Genomic DNA, 19,567 nt, shown 5'->3' with positions numbered 1-19,567 from the left:
AACGTTTATAGCTTATTGATAAGCGCTTGGTAGGCGCTGTCACCTACACTGACTAAGGCGCCATCAGCAAAAACCAAAGGAGTGCATTCGTCCTTTGAGATTTTGCCATCAGACTTTTTACTTTGCGTGGCGTAAAATAACACTTGGTAGTTGTCTTGTTGATGACGGAACGATTCACTGAAATCTGGCGTTCCCAAAGAATTTTTCACTTGCGCAAACCCCGTACCTAGCTGCAAGTCAGCAATATATGTGCGGTTGTCTTTTTGTTGCTGCTGCCAATCACTGCCAGCCCAACGAGCATCAGCATCGCCATCATTCACTGAAACAACACAGCCTCCCAGTAAAGGAAGGGCGACTAAAGCGGCAATAAGTGTTTTTTTCATTGTTATATCCGTTATTAAGTATTGTTAACACCTAGGTAAGATAACAAATTTAATGCCAATATTTATTTGTCTTTATTATCATTAGGTTATTAAATTACCAAGGTGTCTCTTAGGCCTAGAAACCCATAGTTTAGTGAATCTAACTAACCTGATTGCGGATTTCACCATTGGCAAACCCAATAATATTCTTCGCCAATTGTTCAATGAGGCGGTCGCGGGCTTGGCGAGAGGCCCAAGCAATGTGTGGTGTTAACAATAAGTTATGGCCTTGATATGCAATTAATGGATTATCTGCGGTGGCAGGTTCACGTGTAAGCACATCTAACGCCGCACCGGCTATATCACCTTGCTCTAGGGCTGCAACGAGCGCTTGTTCATCAATAATAGGGCCACGAGCTGTATTGATGAGCACTGCACTTGGTTTCATTAAAGTGAATGCGTCGGCGTTAAATAGTTGCTGAGTCTGTGGCGTTAAAGGGCTATGAATAGAGACCACATCAGCGTTTTGCAGTGCTTGTTCAAAGCTAACCCGTCCTTCTCGTACTGGCTGTCCTTTACGCTCCGCAACAATGACCTTCATAGCGAAGGCTTCTGCAACGCGCGCCACCGCCTGACCTAACTCGCCATAGCCGATGATAGCAAGGGTTTTATCGGCAAGCTCCTCAATGGCATAATCCAAGCGACAAAACATATCACTTTGTTGCCACGCACCGTGATGGCAGTCATTAATGTAGCGATGAATGTTACCTAATAAGGCGTTGAGTAGGGCGAAGGTGTGTTGCACCACTGAGGCGGTAGAGTAGCCAGCAACATTACATACTGTGATGCCTTGCTTGGCAGCGGCTTGTAAGTCGATATTGTTGGTGCCGGTGGCAGCAACGCAAATCAATTTAAGCTTGGGTAGCGATTGCATGTGCTCAGCATTTATCACTACTTTGTTGCTAATAATAACCTCGGCATCTTGGCAACGAGTAACAACGGACTGCGGCTCAGTTAGCTCATAAGAATGGAAGTCTCCGAGTTGCTCCAGTGGGGCTAAGCTATTGTCACCTAAAGTTTTTGCATCAAGTAGTACTATGTTCATAACTCTCTTCTCTCGTTTCGCCAGTGAGACAAAGTAGGCGTTAAAATACGGTGGTTTAGCACTAGTCTTTCATGGTGACTTAGCGGACGCAAAAAAATATTGACCTTGGAGTTAACACTAAGGTCTACAATCAGTGACAGTTAAATAACTGCGAGAAAAACTAATGCGAATTTCAGAGTTAGCAAAAAAGGTGGACATGAGTCCCGATACGCTTCGTTACTACGAACAGCAAGGGCTATTACAGCCGCCTAATCGCACTGCAGCAGGATACCGGGATTATACGCACGCCCATTTAGCGCAATTAAACTTTATTCGTCGTGCTAAAGACGTCGGCTTTAGTTTGCAAGAAATCTCTGAGTTATTGAAGATTAACTTTGAGAAACAGCAGCATAGCTGTCATGAAGTGAAGCAACTCACGCTGCGAAAAAAGGCACTTGTGGCAGAGCGTATCGCTGAGTTGCAACGCTTTTATGCCTCTCTTTCACAATTGGCGGAGCAGTGTTGTGGCACAGAGTTACCGGCAGAGCATTGTTCAATTTTGACCGCATTGGAGGACGTTGATGGACTTACTAACTAATTTTTGGCAACTGTTTGTGCTATCTGCACCTTGGCTGATGCTGGGGCTGTTTTTAGCTGGGCTCATCAATGTATACCTTCCAGCTAACTTTTTGCAACGCCACCTTGGTAAAGAAGGCTTTTGGACAACTGTGAAAGCGGCTTTTATTGGCGCTCCCATGCCATTATGTTCTTGTGGCGTGATCCCTGCAGCCGTTGGGCTCAGACGGGCAGGCGCTTCGAAAAGTGCGACTACGTCCTTTTTAGTCTCCACGCCTGAAACTGGTGTCGACTCAGTGTCCGTATCCTATGTCTTACTGGGCCCTTTTATGGCTATTATTCGTCCTATTGCCGCAATTACCAGTGCCATTACCGCAGGTGTGCTAGTAGGTAAAGAGTCTAAGCCCGAGGCAACCCCAACACAGACATCTTCGCCGAGTTGCTGCGCCGAAAGAACGCCACAGCCGAGCACTTCATGTTGCACCAATAAGCAACAAGCGCCAGCATCCCAAGCTCCCACGCAGGCACAACAGGCTGATAATACAGCGCCGGCCTCATGCTGCAGTAGCCGCTCTAAAGCTACAAAAGAGTCCAGTTTCATGGCTAAGTTTAAGCAAGCGGTGCACTTTAGTACCACGAAACTGTTAAATGATACCGCCATGTGGTTAATGATTGGTCTGTTTTTCGCGGCGTTAGTGCAAACTTATGTGCCCGCTTCTTACTTAAGCCAGTGGGGCAGCGGATTATTGGCGATGACGGTGATGGTGCTTATCAGTATTCCAATGTACATTTGTGCCACGGCATCTACGCCAGTTGCCGCTGGACTGCTCATTGCTGGAGTATCGCCAGGCGCGGTATTGGTATTTATGCTAGCAGGACCTGCGACTAACATTGCCACACTCGGTGTTGTTGGTAAGGAGTTAGGCAAGCGCGCGATTGTTGCCTATCTCAGTGCTGTCATTGGTGTAGCCTTAGCATTTGGGTATTTAACGGATTGGCTGGTGGTACGGTTCGGCTTTGCAGTGAGCCCTTTAGTTGGGCATCAGCACGAGCTTATGGCACCGTGGTTATCGCAAAGCTTAGCCGTGATTTTACTGCTGTTGTTATTACGCTTGGTATGGCTGAAATTGCGCGCATGGCAAGCACCTGCGCAGCACCATGATAATGCATAAAGGGTTGTATCCCTTACTGGTAAGAGTTGATAAACTTAGCGAATACGTAAATGGCGCGATACAATAAGCGCCGTTTTTTTGCCTGTGGTAATAAGGTGTAATCGTGGATAAGTATGCAGACATAAGACCCTATAATGACGACGAAGTAGCAGATGCTGTTGCCCGGTTGGTAGCAGATAATGACTTTGTTGATTTGATAGCGAAGCATAATTTGCCCGGTTGGCTTGCCGGTATGCGCTTTCTATCTCGCCCGCTGGTGCGTGCGAGCCTGAAACGTAAATGGGGCCAAGTAAACTCAGTGCGCCAAGTCCAGCTTGAAGTTGTGCATTATCTTGAGCGCATCATCCACAACACCACCTCAGAGGTCACCTATTCAGGGCTAGGCAAGCTCGATAAAAACCAAGCATATCTGTTTATCTCCAATCACCGTGATATCGTACTTGATCCCGCGTTGGTGAATTTTGGCTTGCACCAACATGATATGAATACCGTGCGCATTGCCATTGGTGATAATCTGCTACAGATCCCATACATCACTGAGCTGATGCGCTTAAACAAAAGTTTTATTGTAAAACGCTCGGCAAAAGCACCCAAAGAAATGCTTAAAGCGTTATCACAGCTCTCAGCCTATATTTATGACTCGTTGCAGGATGGCCACAGTATTTGGATAGCCCAGCGCGAAGGGCGTACCAAAGACGGTTTTGATCAAACCGATCCGGCGTTATTAAAAATGTTGCAATTGAATGGGCGCAAGCAAAAGAAAGAGTTTGCTGAGTATGTACGTGAGCTAAAAATTGTGCCGGTGTCCATTTCTTATCAGTATGAACCGTGTGCAATATCCAAAGCGAAGGAGCTTTATCATAAAAAGCACCACGGCGAGTATATAAAATCTGCCGGTGAGGATATCAGCAGTATAGTAGAGGGCTTTACGACCAATAAAGGCCATGTCCACCTCGCTTTTGGTCAACCGGTGCAAACCGGCTGTGATACCCCAGAGGATCTTGCAAAAACCATCGATAAGCAGATTGTTGAATCTTTTTATTTGCACCCAGGCAATTACATTGCCGCTAAGCACGGTGATGCGGTTGTTGATTCCGAGTCCGTGGATGTGAAAGAGTTTGATGAGCGTATGCGTGCAATTCCCGAAGAGCTACGCGATCTCGTTACGGCCTTGTATGCGCGCCCAGTACTGCGCAAGGAAGAAATGGATACCTAGGCTGGTAATTCAGAGTCTTTGGCATTAACGTTATACCTAGGGTTGGTTTTTAATACACACCAAGGGTAACAAAGGTTAGGGTAGTCGATGCGCTCGGCGTTATGCGCTGCAAGCAGCATTGAACCTTGGCCTAATCACACTGGGTAGAGCGTACATGCAGCAGCTGGAAATCTTTTCTATTGATAGCCCCTGCAAAGGGGTATGTCAGGTCAATAACCGAGGTTATTGCCTAGGCTGCTTTCGTTCTCGTGATGAGCGTTTTATGTGGAACCAACTCAGTGATGAGCAAAAACGTCACGTTAACCTACTTTGTCATCAGCGCTATAAGCGAGCAATGCAGCGCAAGCAACAACAGGGTGACATCAACACACCTGATACGGGGCAGGGAGAGCTTGATTTATAAGCCGTGCTTTTGTTTTAGGTAGTCAACAACGCCATTCTGTTTAAGGGTGTTTAACACCTCAAGTAAGTCAGGGATCAACGCCTCATGGCGTTTATGCACATAGTGGTAGCTGTAGTAATCATTAAGATGCTGGCGATGATAGCTGGGGTTGCTATGGCTGTCGAAAGCCTGTTTGAGGTGAAAGTCTAAGATGGCAATGCCATCAACTTGTCGTTGAGCTAAGAGGTTTAATTGCGCCGACACGCTTTTTAGGCTGAGCCGCCGGCCTTGGTAATTTTGGCTGTCGAGGTATTGTTCGGCTACCGGGTAACCGCTACGCAGCACCACGCTATTAAGATCGTTCAGTTGGCACTCGGCGCAGCGCGTAAGCATGATCAACTCAAACTTAAACAATGGAAAATCAACGCGAACCAAATTAGCGTAACGAGATTCAATTGCAGCAATGCGCCCTAATTGCCCGTCTAAAGTTCCTTCGTCGGCAGCGCGTAATGCTTGTGGCTGGTCAAACTCTATCAACTCAAGCTGATATCCAAGCTGATCATAGGCTAAATCCATAAGTTCAATAACATAGCGAGCTTGTGGTGTATCAACAGGCTTGTTAAAGGTCATGTTAGACGATGCATAGGCGCCAACAGACGCACTCAGCAGCCATAGCGAAGTAATATAGAGGATGGTGCGTTGTAACAAGGTTGAGTTAAGCATGCTATACCATAGTTTATGCGTGGCACTTCCTTGTTTCGCAATTGGGCTTACTCCGTTACCCATGTAAAATACGCGTTAAATTTCGCCACCATTCTAGGGAAGTTAGTTAGGTTTTTCTAGCACTTGTCGCAACTAAGCAACAAACTATCTACTTTTGCCCTAGGTCGGATTTGGTATAGTATAGTCAGGATATGAACACCAACCTGAGTGTAACTGCGATGAGTTTCAATTTGTGCCTACTGCCTCGCGAAGAAAAGTACCGTATTCAGCTAGACTACGAGGCCTCATTTTGGGCTTACCAAATAGTGCGCGGTAAAAATGCCCGCGACAAAGTTTATGAGGCGATTAATATTCGTCCTGTCTCTGAGCAAAATTATCTCAAGCAACAGTTTGAACATTATTTGGCATTGATGAGTGCATCGCGATGAGCGACGTTGATGTGCAGCGCCTTGCTGACATCGCCACCCCATTAGTTAACAAGTTTTATCAGGCTTATGGGGCTCGAGGTCGTGCCTCTAAGGCAGACCAGGTTTGGGTAGCCAGAGCCGATAGTGGCATCATTGGTGCAGCACGGTTGCTGCACTTGTCGGGGAACTTGCTACTCGTTGGCGTGTTTATTGCCCCACCGTGGCGGCAAAACGGGGTTGCTCGGGAGTTAATCAGTACTGTGTGCCAACACCAAAAGCAGCCCGTTTTTAGTTTTATTTACGCCCATTTAGCCGCTTTTTACCTCAGCTTAGGGTTTCAGCCCGAGCCCGATTTGCCCGACGAATTACAACAGCGATTTAATGCCTATCAGCGCCAAGGACGCGATATCTTGGCATATTGCCTGAATCGAGGAAACCATGCTTAGAGCTTTGCTAGTGTGTTGCTGCTTCTTTGCGTGTGCAGTGAGTGCCAAAGTACAACGACTGTCGCCGAATGAAGGACTGTCGCAAAGCTATGTCAGTAATATGTTGATCGATAAATACGGCTATTTGTGGTTGGGCACCGAAAGCGGTCTGAATCGCTACGATGGTTATCAGGTCATTGCTGTGGCCGGAGACAACGGCGAGCTTGATGAGGCGATGATCGACGCTCTCTATCAAGACCAACAAGGTCATATTTGGATAGCCTCATTACTCGCTGGCTTACATCGTTTTGACCCTGATACCGGGCGCACCGAGCAAGTGCTGGGGCCACCACAGAGCGATGACGTTACATTCGCTAAAGCGGTATTTACTATGCTGGCTATTGGCCCCAATGAGCTTTGGCTTGGTCGTGGTGAGGATGTGGCGAGCCTGAATATAGAGACCGGCGAAGTTACCTCATTGTTCACGCTGGAGAGTAAAGATGAACGCTCTTTAGTAAGGCAGATGTTTAAATTCGGCGAGCAGGTCTATGTCGGTACTAGCTCGGGTGCCTATATCTATGATTTGCAGGCTAAGAAGGTCCGCTCTTTGGCACACCTTCCCGCAGGCATCAGTGGGATTCACCGTAATAATGTGAAGTCTTTCGCGGTGATAGACGCTGAACATTTGCTGGTTGGCACGGTAAAAGGTCTGTATCAGCTTGATATTAACGCCGATGGTTCGCTCGCCGCTGATGCACATTCGCCTGCTAGCGAAATGTTAATAGCTGACTTGAATATATGGCAAATGCAGGTGTTAGGCGAAGACACCGTACTGTTGGCCACTGATAAAGGCTTATTTGAATTTAATATTTCCACCCGAGCTCTGCGTAAACGTCGCCAACTTATCGACAGCGAGTACAGTTTGTCAGACGCCAGTATTATTGCTATGCAAGAGACGCCGCAAGGGGATTTGTGGGTGGGAACCAAAAGTGATGGCGCCTTCTTTTTACCGAAAAAGCATTTTCAATTTGATAATCTAACAGCACAGAATTTACGTGGCGAGGGCCTGTCGCACCACAATATTTGGGCATCCACCGTGGTCGATAATACCCTTTATTTGGGGACTCACAATGGCCTTACTATTGTCGATACACAGCACAATAGCAGCCAAATTTTGTACAAAAACTATTTGAGCGATCAGCTTGATAATGCCTTTAGTATTTACAGGCTCATTCCTTTTGCTGATCAGTTACTGTTAAATACTACACGAGGCTTATTCTATTTCGATATTGATAGTACTGAGCTACATCGTGTTATTGCTACCAACAATGATCAGCAACAGTATTTGCAAGGCTGGTTACATGGCCTATACAAAACCCCAGATAACCGCGTATATGGAGTGAACCAAGACCAAGGATTCTTCTATTTCGACTTAGATACGAAAGTGCTCACGCCGCTGCACGGCGACCTTGATGAGTTTGATCCCTTCCTTGCGCTTGGCTTCAACAAACCACTGCCTGATAAGCCGAACCAACCCTTATTTTACAGTGGTGGTCAGTTGTTACGCCTTGATAGCGAGCAGCAAAAATTACAGCTGCTCTACGAAGTACCTCAGTCCCATGAAAACTTGGCGGTGAATCTCAACAGCTATGTCGTCGACCATCAAAATGTTTTGTGGCTATCGTTTTCTAACTTTGGACTAGTGGCGCTGGATGCGCGCACATTCGAGCTGATTAAACGCATCGATTTACAGAAACTAGGGCTGGGGACCTTAATGTATGATTTGGTGCTGGATGAGCATGGCATGATTTGGATGAGTAGCCACAAAGGTATTTGGCGTTTTAATCCATTGACCGAGCACTTTCAGCAATATACCACCGAAGAAGGGTTGGCCACGAATGAGTTTAATGGCGGCTCTTTTAGCCGTTTTGATGATGGTCGAGTGGTGTATGGTTCCGTGAAAGGCGCAACACTTTTTTACCCACAACAGAATCAGCCGCAGCGAGCGTTACTTAAGCGCGTCAATATTACTTCCGCACAGCTCGCCTATCGGGAGTTAGATAAACAACTTAGCCCGTTAGAGCAAGTGCATCTAGAGCATGATGATATCGGCTTAGAGGTGTCTTTTGCGGCAATGATATATAACTATCAAGACCGTATTATTTTTCAATATCAGCTTGGCGACAGTCCCAAAGCACATACCAAAGATAATAACCGGGTGGTATTTTCAAAGCTTAACCCAGGTTTGCATACTCTCAAGGTGTGGGCACAGGACCCATTCACAGGCGAATTTACTGATCCCGCGCAGCTGCAAATCAAGGTCGATTATCCGCCTTGGAGCTCACCTTTTTACCTGACTTTATATGTACTGCTGGGGGCGACCCTGGTGGGCTTGTGGCTGTACCGCCGTAATCAGATTCAGCGTATGATTATTGCTGCCCACAATGAGAGTAAAGAGTCAGAAGCTCGGCTGAAACTCGCCTTGGACGGCAGTCACTCTGGGGTATGGGATTGGCGACAAGAGGGTAGCCAAATATACCAACCGCGTCTGCGCGAGGAACTGGGTTATGACTACGATAGCTGCCACTTAGATGATTATCTGGCACTTATTCATCCTGATGAGCGGCAAAAATTCCGTATTGAGTGGTTAGAGTTCTTGTCCACAGATAAGGGTTACTTCAACTGTGTGTATCGCCTGCGTCACAGCAACGGTTTATGGCGCTGGTATAAGGACTTTGGCAAAGTCATGGCGTGGCAAGACGATTTGCCTATGCAAGTTGCTGGTACCTATACCAATATGACCCGGGAGTTGGTATTTGAAGAAAATGCGCGGCTATTTGGTGCAGCGTTTGAGCAAACCAGTGATTGGGTGATTATTCTTGATCATAAATTGCGTATCCGTGCCACTAACCAAGCGTTACGGGAGCATTTTAACTATTCACCAAGTACACGCTCAAGTCGACACCTCACTCTTGGGTTGAGCAAAAATACCCGTATTAACTACTTACGTATCTTGAATGACCTCAATGTGGGTGAGCATTATCAGAGTGAGGAAGTTGTCATTATTAAAAATGGTGAGCAGGTACCGGTACTATTGAAAATGAGTGCGGTGGCAGATGCTGAGCACCACCTCACCAGCTATATCATTATCCTTACCGACATTAACGCGCCTAAAAACGCTCTCGCCAGTAAGCGTGAGCATGCCCATTACGATAGTTTAACGGGCTTGCCTAATCGGGCTCTTTTTATGGACCGAGTGGAGCATGCGCTGGAGCAATCAGCGCGGCAACAAAACCAGTGTGCTTTAGTGCTGATTAATATTGCCAATCTTAATAAAATCAATAGTGCGCGTGGCTTCGAAAGTGGTGATCAGCTGTTACTTAGCCTCGCTTATAGGCTACAGCGTACGGTGCGTTCGCAAGACAGTCTAGGGCGTGTGAGTGGCGATGAGTTTGCATTGCTGTTGGAGAATATGGACGATGTCGAACACATCGTCACTGTGTGTAAAAAAGTACGCGACGTATTAACTCAGCCGTTCAAGCAGCGGGTAATGGAACCGCTGGTTGAGGTTAGCCTTGGGATCGCGCTTTTCCCACAAGACGCGCAACGCAGTGACGAGTTATTAAAGTGTGCTGATTTGGCGATGTATCAGGCAAAGCGTCTAACCGGGAGCCACTGTCAGTTCTTTAAGCCGGAAATGAACGCTTATGTGCAACGGCGAATAGACACCGAAAAAGCAGTGGCATCTGCTTACGAGCAGTGTGAGTTCGTCAATCAGTATCAAGCCATTTTTGCAGCGCAGAGTCAGCAAGTTATCGGCTTTGAGGTGTTATTACGCTGGCAAAAGCAGCAGCAATTACTAGCTCCTGACGAATTTTTAGTTCATGTGCGCAAGCCCGAACTATGGTCTAAGTTATTTTTACAAACCCTAGAGCGAGCGATACTAGAGAGTCAGCTTTGGTTGCGCCAGCGTCATGACCTGACTATCAACATGAACCTGTCCGGGCGCGAGTTTAGCCAACCGGGGTGTACCGGCGATATCACTCACCTGCTGCGCAGTTTTAACTTTCCCCTCGCGCAGCTGATGTTGGAGATACATGTGAATGATTGGCTGCAGTTAGACGAGCAAGCCAAACAAGCATTGCAAATGCTTCAGCAAGAGGGTGTAAAAATAGCTCTGCAGGTCAATCGTGGTGATGACTTTTGTGTCCCTGAACTGTGTGGTGATACGCTCAGCGCAGTGAAGTTGGGTCCGCAGTTAGTTGCTGAAATTTGTATGGATATGTCGGTGCAAGCTAAAGTCACTCGTTTTCTCAAGGTGGTTAACGCCTTGGAGCTGACCGTAATTGCCGTTGGCGTGGAAACTGAGCGCCAAGCACAGCTGATGCGTGACATCGGCTGTGCCGCGATACAAGGGTTTCACATGCAGCGCCCAGCCTTGGGCGACAGCATTGCTAGTTTGCTTAAGTAACCGCAGCTAATTTAGGTGATGCCCACAATGTGGGCAAAAGCGCTTTAAAGGATGTTTTTCCCGTACTTGTTGCTCTATTTGCGCGCACTCTTGCTTGCTCAGACCCAGCTCTACTCTTAATTCGTCGAGATGTTCACGATCATCAACACAAATCACTCCGTCTTCCATCAGTTGGTAGGCTGTTTCACTGTATCTGTCACGACGTTGGCGCAGTTGGTCGGAAAAGCTTGATGCCAATAAACCGGTGGGAATGGCCACCATCCCCATACTTAAAATGGTAATGATACCGCCGAACACCTTGCCTAACCCGGTGATCGGCACGACATCGCCATAACCGACGGTCGTTAGGGTGATCAATGCCCACCACATGGCCTTGGGAATAGAGCCAAACTTATCGGGTTGGACATCATGTTCCAGTAAGTAAATGCCACTGGCGGCGACGATTAAAATCACCGCCATAATAGAGAAGGCCGCAAACAAAGAGCCACTTTCTTCTCGAATGGTTTGCAGCAGCAACTGCATGGCCCGCGAGTAGCGTGTGAGTTTGAAGATACGCAGCAGTCGTAAAACCCGCAAAAAGCGCAAGTCGAAGGACACAAAGAACACCAGTAGAGAGGGCAGAATAGCCAACAAATCGATAATCGCCATGGGCGAGCAAAGGTAGCGCAGGCGCCGTTGCGTATCACTCAAAGTGCTGTTCTCAAAGCGCTCCAAATCAACACTGGTCCACAACCGAGCTAAATACTCAAGGGTAAAAATGCTCACCGATATAAGCTCAAAATAAGCGAAAAAGCCAATGTGCTGTTTAGCAACACTGGGCACCGACTCAATAACAATAGCAATGACATTGGCGAGGATCAGTGCCACTAAAATAGCGTCAAAGGCGTAGCCGTAATGGCGCACCCGGCCCCGAGATTCAAATACTTGTGCTAAGGTGTTTCTTATTCTTATCATCGTTTCTCATTCATTATTCAGCGGCAAGATCATCTCTATCGTGCCTTCTTCAAAGTCGCGACGCACGGTAAATCCGAGCTTGCGTGCCAACTCAATCATTCCGGTGTTCTCCCACAAGGTGGTCCCTTGAACGCTGGCAACCCCTTGCTCTTTACAGTAATCAATGGCCGCTTGTAGGAGCAGCCGGCCTAGGCCCAAACCTTGATACTGCGAGCCAATGACAATGGCAAACTCCGCTATGGCATTATCTGGGTCCATAAGTACCCGTGATACACCTAAAGTGCAGTCTTTAGCATGGTGTTTACGGGTGACAATAAACGCCATTTCTCTGTCGTAGTCTATCTGAGTCATTTTCGCTAATTGTTCATGGCTAAAATGGGGCATTTCGCCAAAAAAACGGCGATAACGATCCTCTTTCGACAAAGATTCATCAAACTCACGGTGTGCTTGCTCATCTTCGGGGCGGATAGGGCGTAGTAAGGCTTGAGAGCCGTCTTTGAGCGTTACCGGGTGCTCCCATTCTTTAGGGTAGGGGCGAATGGCCAAGCGCTTACGATGTGCTAGGCGTTGATAGTGACTGATTTCAATACAGGCATCGAGCACCAAAAACTGGCCTTGGGTGGCAAGCAGCGGGTTTAGCTCCAAGTGATGAATATCCGGTTGATCGATTATCAGCTGTGACACCCGAGTGAGCAGTGCGCAGAGTCGATACTTATCCACTTTTTCTGGTAGCGTCCGCTCCTTGAGTACGCCTTTATCTTGGGCGCTGGCAATCAGGTACTTGGCCAAATTCATGTTTAACGGCGGCAGGGCGACCGCCGCTTGTGAAAAATCAAGGGCGCTCCCGGCCTCACCCAGCAGGATCACTGGCCCAAATTGGGGATCGGTTTTAATGGCAATGCGCAGCTCATGAGTACCGGCGCGCGGCACCATAGGTTGGATGGAAAAGCCATGAATATTTGCCTGTGGGTAGGTTTGCTTGATACGCAGCAAGATAGCAAACGCGGCTTGCTCTACCTCATGTGCATCATTGAGATTGAGCAGCACGCCTCCGACCTCAGATTTGCTAGCAATGTCAGGGCTAATCAGCTTTAACACCACCGGAAAGCCACATTCGCTGGCCACCTCAGCAGCTTCGCTGGGAGTGGTGGCGATATGGGTAGTCACCGTATCAATACCATAATAGGCCAACAAGGGGGCCGCTTGATGAGTACTGAGGTAGGTTTCACTGCGACTTAAATGAGCATCAATAGCACTTTGGGTATCTTGGGCGTTAATTGCTAACTCATCAACGATGGATTCAGGGGTTTGCGTTAAGTGCTTTTGGTTACGGCGATAGTTAATTAGGTGCATATATGCGCCCACTGCGCCCTCTGGTGTGCGGTAGGTGGGAATGCCCCCTTGAGCGCATATCTTGCGCGCTTCATAGGCGGCATTTTCACCCATAAAATTGGTCATTACAAAAGGACGACGACGGCTATCGACTTGGGCCACGGTATCGACAATGATTTTCGCATACTCAGTACTTGGCGCCAGTGCAGAAGGAGTGTGAATAATTAATAAGTTCTCCACTTCTTTGGCTTCGAGCAATATTTTCAAGGCTTGTTGGTAGCGTCCCGGGTCGGAGTCGCCGAAAATATCCACCGGGTTAGCGGCTGCTTCTGATTGTGGGATCACCGCATTGAGCGCCGCCAAGGTCTCGTCACTGAGCTCACAGAGTTTACCGGAGCTCTGCAGCAGGCTGTCCACAGCCATTACCGCCGGGCCGCCGCCATTGGTAAGAATACACAGCGGTTCGACTTTAAGCAGTTTAGGGTGCAGCGCCAGGGTTTGCGTGGCGGCAAATAGCTCGCGTAAATCAGCAACTCTGAGCATACCGGCACGCTGAATAAGGGCATCGTATACCGCATCTGAGCTAGTATTGCCGCCGGTGTGAGCGAAAGCAGCTTGGGCGCCGGCCTCGGTACGTCCGGTTTTGATAACAATCACCGGTTTACTAAAAGCGGCAGCACGCGCCGCAGAAATAAAGCCACGAATGTCTTTGAGGTTATCAATGTAAAGTAATACCGCTTTAGTGCGCGCGTCGCGACCGAGAAAATCAAGCAGCTCGCCAAAATCGATATCGAGGCAATCCCCGACAGAGACAAAGTAAGAGAAGCCAATATCTTTGTGTTCGGCCCAGTCTAAAATGGTTGAGCACACCGCTGCCGATTGGGAGATAAAAGCGAGCCTCCCCGGACGGGTGACAGTGTGTGAAAAGCTGGCGTTAACGCCTAAATGGGGGATCATCAACCCCAAGCAATTGGGCCCCAGTAAATTCATTCCCAGCGCCTTACAATGCTGCGTGAGGCTGTGTTTTTGCTCGCTGCTAAGCCCGGCGGCGATAACAATAACGTTGCGGCATTGGCGAGCGGCTAATTCACTAAGTAAGCCCGCAATGGTCTGTTTATTGGTGCAGATCACCGCGAGACTGGGTGTTTGTGGCAGACTGGCAATATCGGCATAGGCCAGTACCCCATGTACCGCTTCATATTTCGGTGTGACTGGCATTATGGGGCCATTGAAGCCCCCTTGTAGCAAGTTACGCATCACGATGTAACCAGGGCGCGAGGGGTTATTAGAGGCGCCAATAACGGCAATCGATTGGGGGTTGAAGAACTGACTAATGCGTTTTACGCTCATAGCTCACTCTTTTTGGTACACTGATCACTGAAATATACTCTCACACTTGCTGCAAAAGGAAAGCACCAATGCACAAAAGTATAACGCACATCAATATATTACCGGCATTTTTGTTGGCTTTGGGGCTGGCCTCAATTGGTTTTTTGCTACACAGCGCCATAGTGCAATTTAAAGCCATGGACAGAACGGTCACGGTTAAAGGTTTGGCCGAGCAGCAAGTGCCTGCAGATACCGCCATTTGGCCCATTGCCTTTACCGAGGCGGGGGATAAACTCGATGATGTGATGGCGGCGGTGGAGAAAAAGCAAGCTGCTGTGGTAGCCTTTTTAAAACTGCACGGTTTCAGTGATGAAGAAATATCCCTCGGCCAGGTTGCGGTGGTAGATAAGAAAGCTCAGCAATATGGTCCAGAGCAAGTGGGGTTAAGGTACCTGGTTACCGCGAATATGTCGGTGTACAGTCAAGACCCCGAAAAAGTTCGTCATGCGAGCAGTCAGATAAGCGAACTGGCGAAGCAAGGAATTGCTGTCAGTGGCGATAGCTACAGCAATCGTATTGAGTATTTATTCACGAGCTTGAATGACTTAAAACCGCAGATGATTGAACAGGCAACTCATAATGCCCGTGAAGTGGCGACTAAATTTGCCCATGATTCGCAATCAACGCTCGGCAAAATTAAGTCGGCGCGCCAAGGCCAATTTAGCATTAGCAGCCGCGACTCCAACTCGCCGCATTTAAAAAAGGTCAGGGTGGTGAGCACCATTGAGTATTACTTGGTAGATTAGCCCCAAGACAGCGGGCTTTAGTGCGAACATAAAAAAGCCGTAACAAACCTTTTGCTTGTTACGGCTGCTGTTTCTCTTGCCTTATGCCTGCTTGCTAGCGACCCATTCGGCAACCATTTCTTCAAGTAGGTTCAGTGGTACTGGGCCATTTTTAAGCACGATATTGCGGTATTCACGAATATCGAATTTATCACCTAGCGCCTTTTTAGCTTGCTCACGCAGCTCAACGATTTTCAGCATACCAATCTTATAAGCGGTAGCTTGTGATGGCATAACGATATGACGCTCAACCATTTTCACTGCGTCTGACGTTGCATTAGGGGTGTTATTGACGTAGTAGTCGATACCCTGTTGACGCGTCCAACGTTTAGCATGGATACCGGTATCTACAACCAAGCGGCATGCGCGCCAAAGTTCCATCGCTAAACGGCCAAAGTCAGAGTAAGGGTCTTGATACAGCCCCATTTCTTTTGGCAGCAGCTCTGAGTAAAGTCCCCAGCCTTCGGTGTAAGCGGTAAAACGCCCGTATTTACGGAAGTTAGGCACGCCTTCGAGCTCTTGGGCAATGGCGATTTGCATGTGGTGGCCTGGGATCCCCTCGTGATAAGCCAAGGCCTCCAATTGATAGGTGGGCATGGCTTCCATGTCATACAAGTTAGCGTAGTAGACACCTGGGCGTGAGCCATCGGGAGCCGGCTGTTGATAGAAGGCTTTACCCGCTGACTTTTCGCGGAATGCCTCGACACGTTTTACTTTTAGTCCGGCTTCAGGTTTAACTAAGAACAGCTCATCGAGGCGTCCCTTCATGTCATCAATGACACGAATAGCTTCATTTAGGTATGCTTCGCGACCGGCTTCGGTATCGGGGTAATAGAACTGCTCATCGGTTTTCATAAACTCCATGAACGCTTTTAAATCGCCCTCGAAGCCGACTTTTTCTTTGATGGCGCGCATTTCATCATGAATACGCTGTACTTCCGCAAGACCGATGGCGTGGATTTGTTCCGCGCTTAAGTCGGTGGTGGTGGTGCGCTCCAACATGGTGTTATAGAAGGCTTTACCATCAGGGAACTTCCAAGCACCGTCACGGTTATCGGCGCGTTTTTCAAGTTGTTGTAGGTAGCTGATTAAGCCGTTATATGCCGGCTTGACTGAGACTTGTAGCGCTTCGGTGGCCTCGGCAATTAAGGCGCTCTTATCGCCATTGTCGATATCTAGCTTGTCGACTTTGCGTTTAAAGTCGGCCAATAAAGTAGAGTCTTTATCACCACCGAAGGGGGCACCTTTAATGATGTTTTGGCTGGCTTCAATGACGTGTGGGAATACAAATTTCGGAGCTATGATGCCTTTGTCTGCACGAGTTTGTAAATTGGTTTGTAGCTGTGTAAATAGCTTAGGCACCCCATTTAAACGAGCAATATAGGCTTTGGCATCCTCAACACTGCTGATTTGGTGTTGGTTGATAAGGAACGCCGCCACCATAGAGTGGGTGCCAAACATTTGGTTAACTGGGTAGTTGTGGTAGCGCCATTGGTAATCAGCGATGCTTTGCTCTAAGTTTTGCTGCATTAGGTCATAGCTGATTTGGGTATTCGCATCGAGCTTAGCGCGATCTATGGTCGCTAGCGTGGCGAGATCTTTTTTCGCTAACGCTAAATCTTCTTTAGCGCGTGCTTCGCTTTCATCGTCCCATTTGTCATAGTCTTTTTTAATGCCCATGTAGGTTTGGTACACAGGGCTGCGCATCACATTACGGTTAAAGACCTCTTCGAAAAATGCATTGGCCTTTGCTACTTCCGATTGCACCACTTGCTGCTGTACTGGCGCACTGTTAGCAGTGCTGTTATTTGCTGGGGTGCCTTGGCAGCCAGCCAGTAGTGCGGCACTGACAGTGGCCGCGATTAGAGTGAGCTTACGCATAGTTAGATACCTATTTCACTTGTTGTTTTAATATTGCACATAGCGCCAAGTATCACAGTCGTTAGGCTAAATGCAGGACTGCGCTATTGGCTGCTATATCGCTAAAATGGATTCAGTGTATACCCTTGTTGTTGTAATTGTGCATGGGCGGTCATGGCAGAAAGGGCCATGCGGACCCCAGGCAACAACTGCTTAGCATTGATGTTGTTGTGCTTTGCCGATTGGCCGCACACATACACTTGGGTATTATTTGCGAGCAGTTGGCGAATTAACGAAGCGTTGGCATTATCAGCGGCAAATCGCGCTTGGTATTCACTGCTTTTGAGTACATCTTGGGTCGCATCGCCATGAACTACCAGTGCCAATGCTATATTTTTTGGGTTCACGCCATGGGCCACATGCATGTTTATAAATCGGGCTAATGAGTTGATGTGGTTATTTTGCTCACCAACCGGTGCCCCAGAGGCCACGTCAAAGGCAATTTTAAAGCGCACGTCCTGGCCAATAGGGTCACTGTCGGGTACCGGATAAAAGAGCCCAAAGTCTTTAATGACCGGCTCATTAGTGGCGCTGTGCGCCGTACCAGCCAACAGTGTTATTAGCAAAAACACCCACCTCATTGTGCTTATCCTTCTGTGTTTGTGGCTACTCTATAAGCCGAAGTTTAATCGTCAACAAAGAGCGCAAGTAACTCATTAAGGTAACGATGACCCTGAGCTGTGACTGTTAGTTGGGTATTATCTAATGCGATTAACCCTAGTTGCTGCGCTCGTTGCAGCTGCGGCTCAATATGCGATAACGCCAAGCCGGTCAGCTGGGCAAATTCAGCGATAGGGCAAGACTCTATTAACCGCAAGCGATTCATCATAAACTCAAATGGCCGCTCTTGTTCGCTGACTGACCAGTCGCGATACAAATATGGCTTGGTTAAATCCATATAGCCGCGCGGGTGCTTCACCTTCTCGGTGCGCACGATCTGCCCATCAGGCTTGGTTATTTTGCCATGAGCGCCACAGCCTATGCCTAAATAATCGCCGAATCGCCAATAATTTAAGTTGTGTTGGCACTGATGTCCCGGCTTTGCGTAGCCGGAAATTTCATACTGCTGGTAGCCCGCTTCGGCCAACAGTGCTTGCCCCCTTTCTTGGATTTGCCATAAGGTGTCGTCCTCTGGCAGGGTCGGGGGCTTGGAGTAAAATTGCGTGTTAGGCTCAATAGTAAGCTGATACCAAGAAATATGCGGGGGTTGCAGCGCGATGATTTGTGTTAAGTCTGCCAATGCATCATCAATAGACTGGCCGGGGAGGCCGTGCATCAAGTCGAGGTTAAAGCTGCGAAGGCCAACATCATGGGCTTGTTTTGCCGCATTGATGGCTTCTTCTTGGCTATGAATACGGCCCAAGGCGGTCAGCTTATCTTGTTGCATTGATTGCACCCCGATAGAGATGCGATTAACGCCGGCTTGGACATACTCACTGAAACGCCCCGCCTCAACTGTGCCTGGGTTTGCCTCCAAGGTCACTTCGGCATTTTCCTGTAAAGGAATGAGCGCTCTCACACCGTCAAGCAATTGTTGCATGGCCTGACCGGAGAGCAAGCTTGGCGTACCACCGCCAATGAAAATACTGTGAATAGGGCGTCCGCAGGCGAGCGGCGCGTCATTGCGCAGGTCGCCAAGCAGATGCTGGACATATTCTTGCTCAGGGATTTGTTGGCCTTTTTGCGCATGGCTATTAAAGTCGCAATAAGGGCATTTTTGGACACACCATGGGATGTGAATATATAAGCTCAAAGGTGGAAGGTGTTGCACTGCTTAGCCTTTTAACGCGCTGAGTAAGTGGCGTAATGCTTGTCCACGATGGCTCAGACGATTTTTTTCTTCCTTGCTTAACTCGGCGCTGGTTTTTTCCAAACCATTTACTTTGAATACCGGGTCATAGCCAAAACCTTGGGCACCGCTGCGCGCCGAAGTAATTTCTCCTTCCCAAGTGGCTTGGCAGATTAATGGCAATGGGTCGTGTTGGTGGCGTACCAGCACTAACACACAGCAAAAGCGGGCACTGCGTTGGTTTTTGCCTTGCATGGCCGCGAGTAATTTATCTATGTTGTCGTCATCGTTGGCATTGGCCCCAGCATAGCGAGCGCTATACACGCCGGGAGCACCGTCAAGGGCATCAACAATCAACCCGGAGTCATCGGCGATTGCAGGCAGACCCGTTTCGGCACTGGCGTGGCGAGCCTTAATAATGGCATTTTCAACGAAGGTAGTGCCAGTTTCTGCAACATCGCTTACCTGGAACTCACTTTGTGGTTTTATTTCAATATTTAGCTCGCTTAACAGCGCACTGAGCTCAGCAACTTTGCCTTTGTTACCTGTGGCTAGCACCCAAGTGGTCATGTATTCTCTC

17 protein-coding genes are annotated in these 19,567 nt (G+C 48.2%); 8 read left to right on the top strand and 9 right to left on the bottom strand.

The annotated features are described in order from the left end of the window. Nucleotides 1–5: 5 nt before the first annotated feature. Together PRUTH_RS09595 and PRUTH_RS09590 are read right to left on the bottom strand one after the other, a co-directional pair. A complete protein-coding gene (locus PRUTH_RS09595) occupies nucleotides 6–383 on the bottom strand; it encodes a DUF3192 domain-containing protein (protein ID WP_022946339.1) in 378 nt (125 codons plus the stop codon). Nucleotides 384–522: 139 nt separating this feature from the next. Further along, nucleotides 523–1,467 carry a D-2-hydroxyacid dehydrogenase gene (locus PRUTH_RS09590; RefSeq protein ID WP_151173157.1) on the bottom strand — a complete coding sequence of 315 codons (945 nt, stop codon included), beginning with the start codon at nucleotides 1,465–1,467 and terminating at the stop codon, nucleotides 523–525. 163 nt (nucleotides 1,468–1,630) lie between these two features. On the opposite strand from PRUTH_RS09590, the gene zntR reads away from it, so the two are divergent. The 4 genes from zntR (at nucleotide 1,631) to PRUTH_RS09570 (ending at nucleotide 4,813) form a co-directional block, all read left to right on the top strand. Continuing rightward, nucleotides 1,631–2,044, top strand: a complete 414-nt coding sequence (gene zntR / locus PRUTH_RS09585) for a Zn(2+)-responsive transcriptional regulator (protein WP_045979585.1) — start codon at nucleotides 1,631–1,633, stop codon at nucleotides 2,042–2,044. Continuing rightward, the gene (locus tag PRUTH_RS09580) at nucleotides 2,028–3,194 is read left to right on the top strand and encodes an SO_0444 family Cu/Zn efflux transporter (RefSeq protein ID WP_171038902.1); all 1,167 of its coding nucleotides are present in this window, start codon (nucleotides 2,028–2,030) and stop codon (nucleotides 3,192–3,194) included. Before zntR ends, PRUTH_RS09580 begins: the two co-directional genes overlap by 17 nt. Before the next feature lie 103 nt (nucleotides 3,195–3,297). Beyond that, nucleotides 3,298–4,410 carry a 1-acyl-sn-glycerol-3-phosphate acyltransferase gene (locus PRUTH_RS09575; RefSeq protein ID WP_151173156.1) on the top strand — a complete coding sequence of 371 codons (1,113 nt, stop codon included), beginning with the start codon at nucleotides 3,298–3,300 and terminating at the stop codon, nucleotides 4,408–4,410. A 154-nt stretch (nucleotides 4,411–4,564) separates the two neighbouring features. Then, on the top strand, nucleotides 4,565–4,813 hold the full coding sequence (locus PRUTH_RS09570; protein WP_151173155.1) for a DUF1289 domain-containing protein: 249 nt from the start codon (nucleotides 4,565–4,567) through the stop codon (nucleotides 4,811–4,813). Here PRUTH_RS09570 and PRUTH_RS09565 read toward each other — a convergent pair. Then, a complete protein-coding gene (locus tag PRUTH_RS09565; protein ID WP_170268929.1) occupies nucleotides 4,808–5,515 on the bottom strand; it encodes a transporter substrate-binding domain-containing protein in 708 nt (235 codons plus the stop codon). The genes PRUTH_RS09570 and PRUTH_RS09565 overlap by 6 nt on opposite strands. Nucleotides 5,516–5,733: 218 nt before the next feature. On the opposite strand from PRUTH_RS09565, the gene PRUTH_RS09560 reads away from it, so the two are divergent. From PRUTH_RS09560 to PRUTH_RS09550, 3 genes are read left to right on the top strand one after another with little or no spacing between them, the layout of a single operon-like run. Next, the gene (locus PRUTH_RS09560) at nucleotides 5,734–5,943 is read left to right on the top strand and encodes a DUF3283 family protein (protein WP_026111308.1); all 210 of its coding nucleotides are present in this window, start codon (nucleotides 5,734–5,736) and stop codon (nucleotides 5,941–5,943) included. Then, nucleotides 5,940–6,368 (top strand): GNAT family N-acetyltransferase, encoded by a 429-nt coding sequence (locus PRUTH_RS09555; protein ID WP_151173153.1) that lies wholly within the window; start codon nucleotides 5,940–5,942, stop codon nucleotides 6,366–6,368. The genes PRUTH_RS09560 and PRUTH_RS09555 overlap by 4 nt, the downstream gene beginning before the upstream one ends. After that, entirely contained in the window at nucleotides 6,361–10,818 is a 4,458-nt protein-coding gene (locus tag PRUTH_RS09550) for an EAL domain-containing protein (RefSeq protein WP_151173152.1), read from the top strand. The genes PRUTH_RS09555 and PRUTH_RS09550 overlap by 8 nt, the downstream gene beginning before the upstream one ends. A gap of 6 nt (nucleotides 10,819–10,824) precedes the next feature. Here the strand turns inward: PRUTH_RS09550 and PRUTH_RS09545 are convergent, their stop codons facing one another. Both PRUTH_RS09545 and PRUTH_RS09540 read right to left on the bottom strand, forming a co-directional pair. Further along, nucleotides 10,825–11,772, bottom strand: a complete 948-nt coding sequence (locus PRUTH_RS09545) for an ion transporter (RefSeq protein WP_045979579.1) — start codon at nucleotides 11,770–11,772, stop codon at nucleotides 10,825–10,827. A gap of 6 nt (nucleotides 11,773–11,778) precedes the next feature. Next, nucleotides 11,779–14,454: a bifunctional acetate--CoA ligase family protein/GNAT family N-acetyltransferase gene (locus PRUTH_RS09540; protein WP_151173151.1), complete on the bottom strand. Its 2,676-nt coding sequence runs from the start codon at nucleotides 14,452–14,454 to the stop codon at nucleotides 11,779–11,781. Nucleotides 14,455–14,522: 68 nt separating this feature from the next. Here PRUTH_RS09540 and PRUTH_RS09535 point away from each other — a divergent pair, with 68 nt between their 5' ends. Next, nucleotides 14,523–15,239, top strand: coding sequence for an SIMPL domain-containing protein (locus PRUTH_RS09535; RefSeq protein WP_045979577.1), 717 nt, complete (start codon nucleotides 14,523–14,525; stop codon nucleotides 15,237–15,239). A gap of 81 nt (nucleotides 15,240–15,320) precedes the next feature. Here PRUTH_RS09535 and PRUTH_RS09530 read toward each other — a convergent pair whose 3' ends face one another. The 4 genes from PRUTH_RS09530 to PRUTH_RS09515 form a co-directional block, all read right to left on the bottom strand. After that, nucleotides 15,321–17,159, bottom strand: coding sequence for a DUF885 domain-containing protein (locus tag PRUTH_RS09530; protein ID WP_151173150.1), 1,839 nt, complete (start codon nucleotides 17,157–17,159; stop codon nucleotides 15,321–15,323). 101 nt (nucleotides 17,160–17,260) lie between these two features. Then, nucleotides 17,261–17,779 (bottom strand): DsrE family protein, encoded by a 519-nt coding sequence (locus PRUTH_RS09525; RefSeq protein WP_151173149.1) that lies wholly within the window; start codon nucleotides 17,777–17,779, stop codon nucleotides 17,261–17,263. Nucleotides 17,780–17,823: 44 nt separating this feature from the next. Next, nucleotides 17,824–18,969, bottom strand: coding sequence for a radical SAM family heme chaperone HemW (gene hemW / locus PRUTH_RS09520; RefSeq protein WP_151173148.1), 1,146 nt, complete (start codon nucleotides 18,967–18,969; stop codon nucleotides 17,824–17,826). 3 nt (nucleotides 18,970–18,972) lie between these two features. Further along, nucleotides 18,973–19,557, bottom strand: a complete 585-nt coding sequence (locus tag PRUTH_RS09515) for an XTP/dITP diphosphatase (protein ID WP_138590297.1) — start codon at nucleotides 19,555–19,557, stop codon at nucleotides 18,973–18,975. Nucleotides 19,558–19,567: the final 10 nt, after the last annotated feature.

It is taken from the genome of Pseudoalteromonas ruthenica (assembly GCF_008808095.1).
Classification (GTDB): domain Bacteria; phylum Pseudomonadota; class Gammaproteobacteria; order Enterobacterales; family Alteromonadaceae; genus Pseudoalteromonas; species Pseudoalteromonas ruthenica.
This window is presented reverse-complemented; position numbering and strand designations above follow the sequence as displayed.

What these genes read in the sequence shown, in the direction of transcription:
- PRUTH_RS09545 (WP_045979579.1), bottom strand. Translation starts at nt 11,772, where the DNA reads ATGATAAGAATAAGAAACACCTTAGCACAAGTATTTGAATCTCGGGGC.
- PRUTH_RS09550 (WP_151173152.1), top strand. Translation starts at nt 6,361, where the DNA reads ATGCTTAGAGCTTTGCTAGTGTGTTGCTGCTTCTTTGCGTGTGCAGTG.
- PRUTH_RS09530 (WP_151173150.1), bottom strand. Translation starts at nt 17,159, where the DNA reads ATGCGTAAGCTCACTCTAATCGCGGCCACTGTCAGTGCCGCACTACTG.
- PRUTH_RS09535 (WP_045979577.1), top strand. Translation starts at nt 14,523, where the DNA reads ATGCACAAAAGTATAACGCACATCAATATATTACCGGCATTTTTGTTG.
- PRUTH_RS09540 (WP_151173151.1), bottom strand. Translation starts at nt 14,454, where the DNA reads ATGAGCGTAAAACGCATTAGTCAGTTCTTCAACCCCCAATCGATTGCC.
- PRUTH_RS09590 (WP_151173157.1), bottom strand. Translation starts at nt 1,467, where the DNA reads ATGAACATAGTACTACTTGATGCAAAAACTTTAGGTGACAATAGCTTA.
- PRUTH_RS09515 (WP_138590297.1), bottom strand. Translation starts at nt 19,557, where the DNA reads ATGACCACTTGGGTGCTAGCCACAGGTAACAAAGGCAAAGTTGCTGAG.
- PRUTH_RS09525 (WP_151173149.1), bottom strand. Translation starts at nt 17,779, where the DNA reads ATGAGGTGGGTGTTTTTGCTAATAACACTGTTGGCTGGTACGGCGCAC.
- PRUTH_RS09565 (WP_170268929.1), bottom strand. Translation starts at nt 5,515, where the DNA reads ATGCTTAACTCAACCTTGTTACAACGCACCATCCTCTATATTACTTCG.
- PRUTH_RS09555 (WP_151173153.1), top strand. Translation starts at nt 5,940, where the DNA reads ATGAGCGACGTTGATGTGCAGCGCCTTGCTGACATCGCCACCCCATTA.
- zntR (WP_045979585.1), top strand. Translation starts at nt 1,631, where the DNA reads ATGCGAATTTCAGAGTTAGCAAAAAAGGTGGACATGAGTCCCGATACG.
- PRUTH_RS09570 (WP_151173155.1), top strand. Translation starts at nt 4,565, where the DNA reads ATGCAGCAGCTGGAAATCTTTTCTATTGATAGCCCCTGCAAAGGGGTA.
- PRUTH_RS09595 (WP_022946339.1), bottom strand. Translation starts at nt 383, where the DNA reads ATGAAAAAAACACTTATTGCCGCTTTAGTCGCCCTTCCTTTACTGGGA.
- PRUTH_RS09560 (WP_026111308.1), top strand. Translation starts at nt 5,734, where the DNA reads ATGAGTTTCAATTTGTGCCTACTGCCTCGCGAAGAAAAGTACCGTATT.
- PRUTH_RS09580 (WP_171038902.1), top strand. Translation starts at nt 2,028, where the DNA reads ATGGACTTACTAACTAATTTTTGGCAACTGTTTGTGCTATCTGCACCT.